Consider the following 14,660-nt stretch of genomic DNA (forward strand, 5'->3'; position numbering starts at 1 on the left):
AATACATCCGAATTTGTTACTTTGTCGATCGGGGTAAAAAATTTACGACTCATTTAGGATTGCTATATCAACTGTCAACTATCAACTAAGAGGGCCGGCTCTCTTGGCACCGCCCCTACCACAGGTCAACTGTCAACTGTCAACTTACTGCCTAACTTTATGAATGCAGAATCAGCTACAAACATTCTAGATAACCTGGTACAGGAAAAGAGAGGCGAACCATTGAACGGCTTACAGCGAGCAATTATTCAAGGAGTGTTAGATGGTTTGACATACCAAGAAATCAAGAATAATTATGCGATCGCGCGGAACTATCAAATATGCTACTTAGCGCGATACGTTGCTTATCATTTGTGGAAATTGCTGACAGAGGTATTGAAAGATGCAGGTATTATCGACCCGGACGAAAGAGTCCGCAACAAAAATTTGTGGGAGTCCGCGATGAGAGTGGCACAGCAAAGCGTGCAGTCGGAATCTGTACAAAAAAGTCAACCCCCCGTACCGCCAGATCCGATGCTGGACAGAAAACTGCCAATGCGTTACCGAATTACCGAACATTTGGTAAGTACCGAGTTTAGCGATACTTATCTTGCGGAAGATGAAGATATGCCCGATCGCATACCGGAACTGCTAGCTCGCTTTCAGGAAGAGCGAGATTTTTATTTGATAGTTTAATTGATTTATATCTGAAAGAGGACTAAGGAGTTATATTATTCAGTCCTCTAAAAGAGGACTTGTGCTATGAGACAGGGAATTAATTCTCTGGCTGACTGTGGAATGAATCTTTGTTCGCGATCGCGTCTTAATCTCAAAACTTACAGCGTATTCCAGGTTTATGAAGTAGGGACACGGCAGTGCCGTGTCCCTACGGCGGGATAGATCGATAGGCGGGTGTCCTTCATAAACGTGGAATCTGCTGTATTTGAGCGAACCATCTATCTACCTATTCACATACTTTGCACTTTCCCGCAATCTATCTTGCACCGCATACCTCATCAACTCTGTGGGTAGAACGAATGCTTTTTCCATCTGAGCTGCTTAAGATTTAAGTAAATAATGAATCGAAATTTCTGGGGGTTTTAAATTATGTTAGACATCACAAACAATTCTAACGAGCGCCTTTATTTAAGTCAACAGCCAAACGATCTCGCCCAATCAACATTTGCGGTTAACAGCGACTTGCTCAGCGGAGCGATCGCTCCACTGAATGCTTCTGGTTACAGTCCTGAATCTAGCTTGACTAATCCCACAGCATCCAGCTTCGATCGACAGACACAGATAGCAGATTTTATTGTAGGTAATGCAGGCGAGGGCCTCAGTTTCCCTGCGAGCGATCGAGTTACTGGCGATGTCGCCGATTCTCAACTCAAACCGCAGTCGCAATCGGCGAATGTAAACACAGATCCGCTAACAGGAACGATATCTGCTTCCCAGTTGAATTTAGCCGATCCAGGTAACTCTATTTCGACAGCTCGTAATATTGTTGGTGTTGAAAATGGTAGCATCAACTTAACTGATGTTGTCGGCACAGGCGATCGCGACGATTTCTACCGCTTCGATATCAACACTAAGAGCAATTTTAACCTGCGTCTGGATGGTTTGACCAGGGATGCCAATGTCAGGTTAATTCACGATAGAAACCGCAACGGTGGTGTCGATAGCGGTGAAACTATTGCCAGCTCTATTGAGATTGGCACCATCCCGGACGCGATTAATGTACCCAATCTGGTTCCAGGAACATACTATGTTCAAGTCTCTAGCTTCTTCAACAACAACTCTACTAATTACAACCTGAATTTGTCTGCAACATCTGTTCCTGTAGTGCCCGATATTACTACAGGTAAGGGTGTTTATAATATTAACTACGGCTACGGTTTAGTGAATGCAAATGCCGCAGTTTCCCACACCCTAAATCGTTCAACTCTTTTCCCCGCTCTTCCAGATTTGGGTGGGAAGAACTGGACGTTAGATGTGATAAATGCGCCGGAAGTTTGGAATCAAAACATTACAGGAAATGGCATTGTTGTAGCTGTCGTGGATACTGGTGTTGACTACACCCATCCCGATTTGGATGGCAATATTTGGCAGAATACTGATGAAATTGCGGGAAATGGTATCGATGACGATCGGAACGGATTTATTGATGATATTCGGGGTTGGGATTTTGTGTCTAGCGACAACGACCCAAGAGATCAGATCGATAATAACCCCATAGGTAAGGGTTTCTATGGTCACGGCACTCACATAGCAGGTTCGATCGCGGCAGAGCGAAATGATTTTGGCATCACAGGAGTTGCGTACAATGCAAAGATTATGCCTGTGAGAGTATGGCCCGCCTCTAGTCCCGGCTCGCCGAATAATGTTGCTGCTGGAATCCGCTATGCTGCTGATAATGAAGCAAATGTAATTAACCTCAGTGGTTCTTACCCTTCCAATCAGGTGAATGACGCAATTGAGTATGCAAATAACAAAGGCTCTGTTGTGGTTATGTCAGCCGGAAATTTGGGCTTTAGCCAACCAAATTATCCAGCTCGTAATGCCGATCGCTGGGGAATTGCCGTGGGCAGTATTGATGTAAGGGGCAGAATGGCTGACACCTCGAATCGTTCGGGTTTTACACCTTTAGATTACTTAGTTGCTCCGGGAGTAGATATCTCTTCTACCATTCCTGATGACGATTATAAAGTTGAAAGTGGCACGTCTATGGCAGCGCCACACGTAGCGGGTGTAGCGGCTTTAGTTTTGAATGCCAATCCGACTTTAACTCCGGCTCAAGTTGAGTCCATTTTGACGACAACAGCTAATCGAAATGGGTTGACAGGATAGCATTGCAAATCCCGACTTAAGTCCTGCGGACATTAATCGAGCATTAGAGCAGACGGCTCTGGATATGGACGATCTAAACACCCCAGGTTTTGATTTTGGACTTGACTATGCCAGTGGGTAATGGTTTGATTCAAACCGATCGGGCGATCGCTAAAATTGTCGTCTAATTCAGATTAGAGTCCCCATCCCTGCGGCGAGATTGGGGAGACAGAGTAAGCTTCTATGAAGGTCGATCGCCTGTGGCAGATTGAGGCGATCGCACGACGGCAGAAAGAGCGATCGGGCTAATTCTATAAATTTCAACTCTAGAATCCTATGCTGTACTCCCCATTTAAGCGACTCAAATCAACCCACTCTAGGCTCACTCATGTTTTCCTAGCTTCCATTTCCCTATTCCTGGTTGCCACTATGTCCCTATTAACTACTCCTGACTCTTTCTTCCCAGCGATCGCCCAAACTACCGATGCTCGTGAAGCAGAGGCCGATCGGCTCTTGCAGCAGGGCACCCAACAATATCAGACTGGGCAATTCCAAGCAGCACTGAATTTCTGGCAACAGGCACTGCCAATTTATCGCGCCCTCAAAAACCGCCAAGGAGAGGGTTGGATACTGGGCAATCTGGGAATGGCTTACCGCTCTCTGGGCAATTATGCCAAAGCCATTGAATATGCACAGCAACATTTAGCCATCGCCCGCGAAACTAAAGACCGCCAAACAGAAGGTTGGGTACTGGCCGATTTGGGACGTGCTTACTACTCTCTGGGCAACTATGGCAAAACCATTGAATATTCACAGCAGACTTTAGCGATCGCCCGCGAAATTAAAGATCGCAAAACAGAAGGTTGGGCACTGGGCAATTTGGGACGTGCTTACCTTTCTCTGGGCAACTCGGCCAAAGCCATTGAATATACACAGCAACAGTTAGCGATCGCCCGCGAAATTAAAGACCGCAAAGTGGAAGGTACGGCACTGGGGAATTTGGGAATCGCTTACCTTTCTCTGGGCAATTATGCCAAAGGCATTGAATATGCACAGCAACAGTTAGCCATCGCCCGCGAAATTAAAGACCGTCAAAGTGAGGGTGCAGCACTGGCTAATTTGGGAACCGCTTACCTCAAGCTGGGCGACCATACCAAAGCCATTGAATATACACAGCAGAGTTTAGCCATCGCCCGCGAAATTAAAGACCGCCACAGTGAAAAGGTGGCACTGGGCAATTTGGGAGCCGCTTACAGATCTCTGGGAAATTATGCCAAAGCCATTGAGTATTCACAGCAACATTTAGCTATTGCCCGTGAAATTAAGGACAGCCAGCAGGAGAGTCTGGCACTAAACAATTTGGGACTCGCTTACAGATCTCTGGGAAATTATGCCAAAGCCATTGAGTATTCGCAGCAACATTTAGCTATCGCCCGTGAAATTAAGGATCGCCAGCAGGAGAGTCTGGCACTAAACTATTTGGGAGTCGCTTACCTTTATCTGGGCGACCATATCAAAGCCATTGAATATATACAGCAACAGTTAGCTATCGTCCGCGCAATTAAAGACCGTAAGTTGGAGGGTTTAACACTAGGCAGTTTGGGAGAGGCTTACCGCTTTCTGGGCAACTATACCAAAGCCATTGATTATTCACAGCAACACTTAGCCATCGCCCGCTCCATTCAAGACCGCGAGGGGGAGGGTATAGCACTAGACAATTTGGGACTGGCTTACCGCTTTCTGGGCAACTATGCCAAAGCCATCGAGTATTCACTGAAATATTTAGCTATCGCCCGCGAAATTAAAGACCGCCAAGGAGAAGGTAGGGCACTGGGCAATTTGGGATTCACTTACCTCGATCTGGGCGACTCGGCCAAAGCCATTGAGTATGCACAGCAAAGTTTAGCGATTGCCCGTGAAATTAAAGACCGCCAAAGTGAGGGTATGGCACTGGGTAATTTGGGAGTTGCTTACATCGCTCTGGGAAACTCGGCCAAAACCATTGAGTATTCACAGCAGTGGTTAGCTATCGCCCGCGAAATTAAAGACCGCTCAGCGGAGGCTGCGTCACTGGGCAATTTGGGAATCGCTTACCTCTATCTGGAAAACTATGCCAAAGCCATTGAGTATTCACAGCAACAGTTAGCCATCGCCCGCGAAATTAAAGACCGCCGGGCGGAGGGTATAGCACTCAACAACCTCGGAGTGGCGTTCTTGAGAGCTGGCAAGCTTACAGAAGCCGAAAAAATGCTCGTCAATGGGATTCAAGTTTTGGAATCGAGGCGGCAAATGCTCGGCTCCAACGACGCGAATAAAGTCTCCATCTTTGAAGGACAAGCTATAACTTATAGCCTTCTACAACAAGTTCGAGTGGCTCAGAATAACCCGATCGCCGCTTTAGAAATTGCCGAACGGGGACGTGCTCGTGCCTTTGTCGATCTCCTGACAGAGCGCTTATCAACTGGTGATGCCAATCCGGTCATCGCCTCTGCTCCCAACGGCGAGCAAATCCGCCAAATCGCCAAAGCACAGAATGCCACTTTGGTCCAGTATTCGATCGTCTACGACGAGTTTCAGATTCAGGGCAAACAAGTATGGCGAGAATCCGCGCTCTACATTTGGGTGATTCAACCTACGGGCGAAATTACCTTCCGGCAGGTTGACCTCAAACCTCTCTGGCAGAAACACAACGCCTCTCTAGACAGCTTAATCGCGGGCAATCAAGAATTCCTCGCCGTCCGCAGTCGCAGCAGTCTTGGCTCCACCCAACCCCAACCAGACTTACCGACACTGCATCAACTGCTGATCGATCCCATTGCCAGCCTCCTACCCAAAGACCCTAATGCCCACGTCATTTTCATTCCTCAACGATCGCTTTTCCAGGTACCCTTTGGGGCCCTGCAAGACTCTGGCGGCACTTACTTAATCGAAAAACACACGATTCTTACCGCCCCCTCGATTCAAGTATTGGATTTGACTCGACAACAACGACAGAAGTTAGCACAGAAGCCAGTCAACAGCAGCAGGGCTCTAGTATTGGGCAATCCCACCATGCCAAGCGTGTCTCTCTCTCTGGGAGAGCCCAAACAGCAATTGTCTCCTCTACCTGGAGCCGAAGCTGAAGCTAGAGCGATCGCCCCTCTGCTCAACACTCAAGCCATCACAGGCGCACAAGGTACAAAAGCTGCGATCGTCCAAAAAATGCCCAAAGCATCGATTATTCACTTAGCAACGCATGGATTGCTGGATGATGTGCGCGGATTGGGAAGTGCGATCGCCCTGGCTCCTTCTGGTAGCGATGACGGCTTATTGACCGCAGAAGAGATTTTCGATATGAAACTGCAAGCAAATTTAGTCGTTTTGAGTGCTTGCAACACTGGAGAAGGCCGAATTACCGGGGATGGGGTGATTGGTTTGTCGCGCGCTTTGATTTCGGCAGGAGTGCCGAGTGTGATTGTTTCTTTATGGGCGGTTCCCGATGCGCCGACATCCGAATTGATGCAGGCATTTTATCAAAATTTGCAAAATAATCCCGACAAAGCACAGGCACTTCGGCAGGCAATGTTAACCACGATGAAAACTCATCCCCAGCCGCGAAATTGGGCAGCGTTCACGTTAATTGGGGAGGCAGAGTAAGGACGATCGCTCTAATCTGCTTGTCGCGATCGATCTGGTATATGTTGTGCATTGAAATTGTATATTTCAATCCCATATCAAAAATTGTCAAATCCTCTCCCCGTCTCCCCTTCTCCCCCTCTCCCCCTCTTCCCCTCTAATACCATAGACAATCTAGATCCACGACAGCTTACTGCCCCTATCGCGAAACGGGCGGTAGCAAAACTTTAGCATCCTTTGCTATTTCCGCTGACTCCAAAATCGGCTCTAAAACCGGAGAAGGAATCGGCACTTCTTCAACTACCTGATGCTTTTCCAAAGTCAAACGAGACTGGGACGAACCCGACAATCTTTTCAACAATTTTGGTGTCGGATCGTACAGCAAATAAATAATTCGATCGCCTGCTTGCCAAATCTGGGTCGCCGACACTACTTGCAAGTATCCTTGCCTTTCCAGCAGCAGCGGCGCCAACTCCCCAGCCTGAACCAAAGCTTGCAAGTGAGCAATCTGAAACTGCAATCCCTCACTTTTTAACTCAGTTTCCCCCAATTTCACTTCGCCGTCGCTCAGATATTCGTTCCAATCCTTCAGCGACAAATCGGATACAAAAGCTTGATTGATTTTAGCCTGATTTGCAGGCGTATTTGCTTGCGGATCTTTGGGGAATATTGCCAAAACCCTCGGCGGTGCAAACTCTTCGGCCGCCCGTTGAGCTAACACTAAGTTTACCTCGCCGTTGTTAGTCATTGCCAAAAAAGTTCCCATCGAATCCAGTCCGGCTTCTTCTAACACGCTGTGGTCGAGAGCACTGCTCAAAAACACCCGCAAACCTTCTCGTTCTGCTTGTGCGCAAGCTTCCGGGTTTGTGTCGATAATTGCCACAGATTCTCCGCGTTCTTGAAACAAGCGAGCAATTAATCTGCTCAAAGGATTTGACCCTACAATTGCTGCACCGGTTACAGATTTTGAGGTGATGCCCAAAAGTTGAGCCATCCATCCGGCCGTCAGCCCCTGCACGAAAACTGTCATAATAATTGTTAGGAAAACTAAGGCTTTAATCGAGTCGCCGCCGTTGATTCCCCGCTGAGTGAGCAAAATTGCAAATAAAGAGGCGATCGACGCTGAGACAATTCCCCTCGGCGCGACCCAACAAACAAATAATTTCTGCCGCCAATTCAGTCCGCTGTTCCAAGTACACAACCAAACATTGATCGGCCGCACTATCCACATTAAAGCTAAAACTGTAAACACACTTCCCCAACCGAGGGCGACCACACTAGCGAGGGATAAATCGGCCGCTAGCAGCACGAACAGCACAGAAATAGCAAGGACTGTGAGTTGACCTTTAAACCTCCTCAGCAGCCTTTCTTCCGGGACAGCAGCGGCTCTGAGGACGATGCCGGATAGGACTGTTGCCATCAGTCCCGATTCGCTGCGGATTTCTTCTGCTAAGCCGAAAAATCCCCACAAACCGGCTAAAACTACTAAGTTTTTGAGGTCTTCTGAGAGAAATTGCGATCGCTTGAGAATGAATCCCAGCAGCCAACCGCCGGCAACTCCGACGACTGCGCCAACGAAAAGCCGCACGATTAAATCTCGGAACAAAATCAGCAAATCAGGATTGCCGTTTAAAATAATATTCAGCACCAATACCGCCAGAATTGCTCCGACAGGATCGATTAAAACGCCTTCAGCTTCTAGCAAAGCGGCGACTTGTTTGTCAACGGATACTTGTTTGAGTAAAGGGCCGATTACTGTCGGGCCAGTAACGACTACTAGAGAAGCATACAGAAATGCGATCGGCCAGGGAAATTCCCCCAACCAGTGTGCGGCCATTCCGCCGCCAATTAGCGTAATTAAAGTGCCTACCGTAACTAAATTGCGGATGCTGCCGGAAACTTTGCCCAAATCTCGCAATTCCAAATTCAAGCCGCCTTCAAACAGAATTAACGCTACGCAAAGCGATACCATAACTTCCAAACCGCTGCCCAACAGATTGGGGTGCAGGACTCCCAAGCCGTCTGGGCCTGCTAAAATGCCGAACAGCAGCAAAAATACGATCGCCGGAACTTTCAGATAAGCGGCGAGAACTTGAGCGCTGATACCACAGGTGACGGTCATGACCATCAACAGGGTGATGTTAAAGGGGATTTCCATAGATACAATTGTTACAGGCTGCCCGCTTAGTTTTAAATGTTCGATCGCGGGTAAGTTGAGTGCAGGCGCTATTTTCGGCGCAGCTTACAAACTCGGCACGGCCCTAGATTTTTGCAAATAAGATTAAAAAACCTTGATATTGGCTCTAACTTTATCAGATAATTCTCTTGGCGTCAAAGACGGGAGTAAGCTGTAGCTAAGCAAGAGATTGTCTGTTAGGTTCGATAGTCCGATGGCATAGGGGTCCAGAGGGAGAGGATGGGACGAATTTTGATGGGGAGTCAATCTCAAATCTCAAATCCCAAATAACAAGATTTGCCGGCTTTCCAATGATAGAGTTCTTCTACCCCCAGATTCATCTGTAGAGTCAATATCCAATCTAAAATCTCACATTTCAAATCGATCGCCCCCAGACTCATCTTTAGAGTAGATTTCCAATCTAAATTCTCAAATCGCAATATTCATCTGTAGAGTCAATCTAAAATCTCCCATCTAAAATTTACAATCGATTGGCATTCTGCCACCTGCGAAAAAACTCCGAGAGAATTGCCGGCGAAATTCGCCCTTCCAGCCAATCTAAAGCCTGGTTTTGGTTGGGTGCTGCCCGATAAAATTTGCACGCATCTATCAGCCGAATCGGAGAATTAGTGACAGTAGATTGAGAGCGCCACTTTTTCGCAAACTCGGAAATCACAGCCTGAGAAATTTGTTGTTGCAGCCAATCTAAAGCTTGGTCTTGTTCAGCTAAACCTCGATAAAATTTGCCGACATCTATCAATCGCAAATTAGTGTCTTGAGGTAAGGTAGTTGCCCGCCATTTTTGAGCAAATTCCCCTAAAACAGAGGTAGAAACTTGGCTTTGCAGCCAAATTAAGGCAGTATCTTGGCTAGCGCTAGCTTGATAAGACGAGAATACCTGAGTCAGCCGCACGGCTGATATGGGAGTGGGAGTGGGAGTCGGAACAGGAGTCGGTCGGGGGGCGGGTGTCGGGGCTGGAGGGGGGACAACTACTTTGGGAGATTTTCGCATCAAAGCGGCCCAGGTTTTGATGCCTGCAATGCCGTCGGGATTGAGACCTTGAGATTTCTGAAACGAGATGAGCGCCGCTGTGGTGGTGGCTCCAAATTTACCGTCCATCGCGCCTTGATAGAAACCTTTAATTCTTAATTCCTTCTGGATGTCTGCAACTTTATAACTTTGGGCACCTTCTCGGACACTTTCAAAAATATTGGTATCTACATTGCCCGAGACGCCGGACACGCTGCCGGTGTCGCTGTACTGCCAAAAAGTCCAAGTTTTCCAGCCCCCGGGAACCCAAGGTTCCTCAGCAGTGGTATAGTGAGCAATCCACAGCGGGTAATCGGCAAACCGTTTTGTCCCCAAGTTGTCCCAGAAACCCGGGTAAGTGTAGATAATCGGCCGCATCAAGGTGGCTTTTTCGACTGCTTCTAACCAAATTGCGGCTCGATCGCACAATTGAGTCACACTCAAACCGCCTGTAGTTTCCAAATCCAAGACTGCCGGCAAATCCCCCGCTTCGAGTTTTACAGTTTTCAAGAACAAATCTATTTGTCCTTGAATGCTGCTTGCAGGTCGAAAAAAGTGGTAAGCACCGCGTTGAATCCCCGCCGCTTTCATAGCTGCCCAATTGCGGGCAAAAGTTTGGGAAACTAAAGTTGCACCCTCCGTCGATTTGACAAAAGCGAAGACTATGCCTCCCCGGGCAACTGCTTGCCAATTGACATTGGGCTGGTAGTCGGAAACATCTATACCGCGAATACTCATATTACGAAGAGTTGAGAAAAGCTGGTTTGGTCTGAAGCAGCGACTCGATTAAGGGTACATTAAATTGTAATGCTAAGTCGCTAAGTGTTTTTTTTTGCAGGGGAGATGATGCAAATGAACTTCGATCGAATAGATCCCGGCCCCGGTCAAGAGTCTGTTTGGGATTACCCGCGTCCCCCTCGTCTGGAGGAATCGACCAAACACGTACAGATAATTTTTAATGGAGTGACGATCGCCGACACGCGCCGTCCTCAGCGGGTATTGGAGACAAGTCACCCTCCTGCCTACTATATCTGCCCTGAGGACATCAAAATGGAATATTTGCACAAAACTTTACGGGGCTCTTGGTGCGAGTGGAAGGGACAAGCCGGTTATTACACTGTGACGGTGGGAGAAAAGGAAGTAGTAAATGCTGCTTGGTTTTATCCCAATCCCACCCAAGTCTTTGAGGCTATTAAAGATTATGTAGCTTTTTATCCGAGCAAGATGGATGCCTGTTATGTGGACGGGGAATTAGTGCAATCTCAACCAGGGGATTTTTACGGCGGCTGGATTACCAAAGATATTGTCGGCCCGTTTAAGGGAGGGTCAGGAACTTGGGGGTGGTGAGGGAGTTTTGAGTTTTGAGTTGAGGACAGGGGCAGACACCGCGTTTTTTTACGCAAAACCTCGTTACAGCCTCTACCCCGGTTTAACAATCAGGTTTTTTGAGTTTGTGTGCACCGTCAATGAGTTGAGCAATGGCACCGAAATCTGTTTTTTTACGCCGTAAAAAACCAAGAGTCAAAAATTGAGTAATAATTCAATAAATCTATAATTGAGTGAGGACGAATTAATGCAATGCAGGCACGGCAGAAACTAGCGCAGCTTAAATAAATAGTTTAGTAAAGAATACGGCCGCTGGTAATAAATAAATAATTATATAATTTAAGAGCTGACACTAGCTTTGTTGCTGGTTTATTGTTTATTCGGATCTGCGCTGTGTCTGTTGAATTTATTGATCCTTCTAACTCCCCAGAAAACTCATCAAAAAATTTATCTTTAGAGTCTACTCTTAAGGAGCTGGCTCTATTCAATTTTCAGGTTGACTCCTCATATCTCGCCAAAGAAATAGCGCGGTTTTTTCAAGCTCACCCGCTGCTTCCGGGAGTTATCTTGACCGTAAATGGCGAATTTTTAGGGATGATATCGCGTCGGCGATTTATGGAACGCATGAGCCGCCCCTACGGAGTAGATATATTTGCTTGCAGACCGATTATAGCCTTGTATCAAATAGCTAAAACCGATATTTTGATTTTACCAGGAGTAGCCCTAATTGTCCTGGCAGCTCAGCGAGCCGTGCAGCGACCGCCTGAACTACTTTACGAGCCAATTGTTGTGCAGTTAGAACCTCAAGTTTACCGATTGTTAGACGTGCATCAACTGTGGGTAGCTTTATCCCAAATTCACCAACAAGCTACTTGGTCTATGAGCGAACTTTATTACAACTTATCGCTCACGAAATGCGAGCTAGAAGCAGCTAATTCTCAATTAAAAGCAGCTAATTCCGAATTGTATCGCCTTGCCAACTTAGATGGCTTAACTCAGGTTGCCAACCGCCACTGTTTTAACGAATACTTAGAGAAAAAATGGCAAGAATTGGGAGAAGCAGCAGCAGAACTATCTTTAATTTTATGCGATGTTGACTTTTTTAAGAAATACAATGATACTTACGGACATCAGGCAGGAGATGCTTGCTTGCAGCAGGTAGCCCAAGCTATTTTGGCAGCCGTAAATTACTCAACAGGCGAAGTTTCGGGGGGGACTCTGGTAGCCCGTTACGGAGGCGAAGAATTTGCAGTAATTTTGCCTCGGACTTCGCCTGAAATAGCTGTCTGGATTGCACAGAAAATTCGAGTGTGGATCAAAGAACTAGAAATCGAGCACATTAATTCGGAGGTGTGTTCTCTCGTGACGCTGAGTTTGGGGGTAGCGAGTACGTTTCCCCAATCGTCCGCGACACAAAAAAACTTGATTGCAGCGGCAGACCGCGCGCTTTATCAAGCTAAAGACAAAGGGCGCGATCGAGTAATTTTAGATTTTAGATTTTAGATTGGAAAAAGTGATCCACGGATTTATCCGTGGGCTTGTTTAATGGTTTCGATCACAGATTGTCTGGCAAGTCCCCGATCGACCTCCCGATGCTAGACAGCAATTTCTCCAAAGCTTTCATCTGCTTGACGGTGAACGTGGGTACGTTCTTTCCCAACTCCCAACGGCTGATGGTTTGCGACGAAACGCCAAGCTCTCGCGCCAAATCTTCCTGACTCATCTCCAGTTCTTCCCTGAGCTTCTTCAAATGCGACTCTTCATCTTCAGGTCGCGGAACGGGCTTTTTCGGCATATCCTCGATCGCACATTTTTTCTATAAGATGCTTAAGCATCTTGACTAAACAATAAATTGATTAGACAATATGTTTAATAGCCAGCCCAGAACCGTGGAAAGTACAAGGACTGGCTCTAAAACCCCTTTGGAAAGGAGCATGAATCGATTATGCCTTACAAACAGCGTCTGAATTCCTGGATTATTGTTCGCCTGCTTCCCAATTTACAAAGAAGCGTTGTGGGTCGGTTTCGCAGTTGGTCGGATGCAGACGGTCAGATCCGCATTTTGCTGCAGTTACTGCCGGAGGCTCGCCTAATAGTCGTGTTCGATCCGGGCGATCGCTGGTAGAGCAGTTTTGAGTTTGGAAGCGATCGTGCAACGGTACGGCCCATTGCTGGAAAGGCGCGATCGCTCCTATTATCCTTTGAAATTTTATCGGGCGATCGTCCCCAGTCTACAAAGACTCGCACCAAGCACGTTCTACCGTCCAGTGTCTGTCTGAAGATTCATAAATCCTCAACCCATCCAACCCGGCATTTTCGATCATCTGCTCAACTTCATCCAGCGTAAATGCTGCTTGCAACGAATCGCTGAATAACTGTTTCTGATGCGCGTTGCAATCTCCCGCATACAGATTGACTAAATTATCCCTGATTTCCGCTTTTTCCGGCCGCAGCAAATCCCGCAAAAAAATTGCTCCCTGCGGCTTCAACACCCGCTTGACTTCCTGCAAAAACGGCAGCGGATCGGGCAAATGGTGGATAATGCTGTTGGAAATCACCATGTCAAAATAACTGTCAGGGTAAGGCATTGCCTTAGCATCAATTAATTCGAGATTAATTTGCGATCGCGCGCCGGCCTTTTCCACATTTTGGGCCCCGACTTTCAGCATATTTGCCGACAAATCGATGCCAGTCAATTTCCATGCTGGCCGGAGTTGAGAAATTGCGATCGGAATTCTCGCCGTACCCGTCCCCGCATCCAAAACGTTTCCAAAAACCGGCCCCAACGCCGCAGCACTATTAGCAAAAGCAGCATTAACCTCAGTAAAGTCCATCGAATCGTATTCGATCGCCTCTGCCAAGGAATCCATCACTTCCGGTTCCAAAACTCGCTGCATAAAATTTATCTCGTTATCTGGCATTTCCATATAGAGGTTCAGTTTCGCCTGCAAAAGCTCGACTAACTCCGGTTCCATATATTGGTAATTGTCCGGGATTTGCAGGCAAATAACTTTCTTGCCTTCGAGACTTTCGGGAAATTTGCTGCGAAGTCGATCGCCATGCTTCTTCTCCATCACAAATATCAAATCCGCCCAACCGACCAGACCCTCAGTGACTCTAATTCTTGCACCTTTTTCCGTTCCAGCCGATCGCACGCTGTAGCCGCTAACCTTCTGGCATATTTTCTCGGCAGTCAAACTTCTCCACTTATTCTGACTGCACACAAACAATATCTTGATTTTATCCATTCAGACACAAATACAAAATTCTATTTTATCTGCGTTCATCCGCGTTAATCCGCCCACATCTGCGGTTAAAAATCTCAATCCAATTTTCCCCCGATCGCACCTTACATACCACAACTACTGTATTTTGTCAAACTCGCCCAAATCTCCGTTACAATTCTTAAACCATAAAATGCGGATTTTGCATAAACAATTGTAGTTATTACATTTGCAGAGTTCGTTATTTTTACGATTTTAAAAGCTTTCAGCGTTAAAAACTTAAATTTGTCATAATGCCCCTGGATTGTGAAAATCGTACCACAAGCCTCAAAGCAAGTAAATAGGTAAAATAATTGAGAATGAAGTCAATAATTTTGGTCATCTTTAGATTTGCTTAAGAATTGAGAGACCAAAATAGATCGAACATTTAAAACTAAATCGACTTTTAGATTGTTTTTGCTTATTAAAGTAGCTGGAATTGCCC

11 protein-coding genes are annotated in these 14,660 nt (G+C 46.7%); 6 read left to right on the plus strand and 5 right to left on the minus strand.

Features of this window, described 5'->3' with window-relative positions; genetic code table 11:
- The first annotated feature begins 159 nt into the window (after positions 1-159).
- Together QUB30_RS02365 and QUB30_RS02370 are read left to right on the plus strand one after the other, a co-directional pair.
- Positions 160-675 (plus strand): hypothetical protein, encoded by a 516-nt coding sequence (locus tag QUB30_RS02365; protein WP_333328491.1) that lies wholly within the window; start codon positions 160-162, stop codon positions 673-675.
- 411 nt (positions 676-1,086) lie between these two features.
- On the plus strand, positions 1,087-2,826 hold the full coding sequence (locus QUB30_RS02370; protein ID WP_333328494.1) for a S8 family serine peptidase: 1,740 nt from the start codon (positions 1,087-1,089) through the stop codon (positions 2,824-2,826).
- 168 nt (positions 2,827-2,994) lie between these two features.
- Here the strand turns inward: QUB30_RS02370 and QUB30_RS02375 are convergent, their stop codons facing one another.
- Positions 2,995-3,129 carry a hypothetical protein gene (locus tag QUB30_RS02375; RefSeq protein ID WP_333328497.1) on the minus strand — a complete coding sequence of 45 codons (135 nt, stop codon included), beginning with the start codon at positions 3,127-3,129 and terminating at the stop codon, positions 2,995-2,997.
- Between the two features lie 105 nt (positions 3,130-3,234).
- Between QUB30_RS02375 and QUB30_RS02380 the strand changes: the two genes are divergently transcribed.
- Positions 3,235-6,441, plus strand: coding sequence for a tetratricopeptide repeat protein (locus tag QUB30_RS02380; RefSeq protein ID WP_333328500.1), 3,207 nt, complete (start codon positions 3,235-3,237; stop codon positions 6,439-6,441).
- Between the two features lie 178 nt (positions 6,442-6,619).
- Here the strand turns inward: QUB30_RS02380 and QUB30_RS02385 are convergent, their stop codons facing one another.
- Together QUB30_RS02385 and QUB30_RS02390 are read right to left on the minus strand one after the other, a co-directional pair.
- A complete protein-coding gene (locus QUB30_RS02385; RefSeq protein WP_333328503.1) occupies positions 6,620-8,578 on the minus strand; it encodes a cation:proton antiporter domain-containing protein in 1,959 nt (652 codons plus the stop codon).
- A gap of 499 nt (positions 8,579-9,077) precedes the next feature.
- Positions 9,078-10,364, minus strand: coding sequence for a GH25 family lysozyme (locus QUB30_RS02390; protein ID WP_333328505.1), 1,287 nt, complete (start codon positions 10,362-10,364; stop codon positions 9,078-9,080).
- A gap of 114 nt (positions 10,365-10,478) precedes the next feature.
- On the opposite strand from QUB30_RS02390, the gene QUB30_RS02395 reads away from it, so the two are divergent.
- Both QUB30_RS02395 and QUB30_RS02400 read left to right on the plus strand, forming a co-directional pair.
- The gene (locus QUB30_RS02395; RefSeq protein ID WP_333328508.1) at positions 10,479-10,973 is read left to right on the plus strand and encodes a DUF427 domain-containing protein; all 495 of its coding nucleotides are present in this window, start codon (positions 10,479-10,481) and stop codon (positions 10,971-10,973) included.
- Between the two features lie 372 nt (positions 10,974-11,345).
- Positions 11,346-12,455, plus strand: coding sequence for a diguanylate cyclase (locus QUB30_RS02400; protein WP_333328511.1), 1,110 nt, complete (start codon positions 11,346-11,348; stop codon positions 12,453-12,455).
- Positions 12,456-12,507: 52 nt separating this feature from the next.
- Here QUB30_RS02400 and QUB30_RS02405 read toward each other — a convergent pair whose 3' ends face one another.
- The gene (locus QUB30_RS02405; protein WP_333041566.1) at positions 12,508-12,747 is read right to left on the minus strand and encodes a helix-turn-helix transcriptional regulator; all 240 of its coding nucleotides are present in this window, start codon (positions 12,745-12,747) and stop codon (positions 12,508-12,510) included.
- A 150-nt stretch (positions 12,748-12,897) separates the two neighbouring features.
- Here QUB30_RS02405 and QUB30_RS02410 point away from each other — a divergent pair, with 150 nt between their 5' ends.
- Positions 12,898-13,077 (plus strand): hypothetical protein, encoded by a 180-nt coding sequence (locus QUB30_RS02410; protein WP_333328514.1) that lies wholly within the window; start codon positions 12,898-12,900, stop codon positions 13,075-13,077.
- A 106-nt stretch (positions 13,078-13,183) separates the two neighbouring features.
- Here the strand turns inward: QUB30_RS02410 and QUB30_RS02415 are convergent, their stop codons facing one another.
- The gene (locus QUB30_RS02415; protein WP_333328517.1) at positions 13,184-14,200 is read right to left on the minus strand and encodes a methyltransferase domain-containing protein; all 1,017 of its coding nucleotides are present in this window, start codon (positions 14,198-14,200) and stop codon (positions 13,184-13,186) included.
- Positions 14,201-14,660 lie beyond the last annotated feature (460 nt).

This window comes from Microcoleus sp. BROC3 (assembly GCF_036702515.1).
Taxonomy (GTDB): domain Bacteria; phylum Cyanobacteriota; class Cyanobacteriia; order Cyanobacteriales; family Microcoleaceae; genus Microcoleus.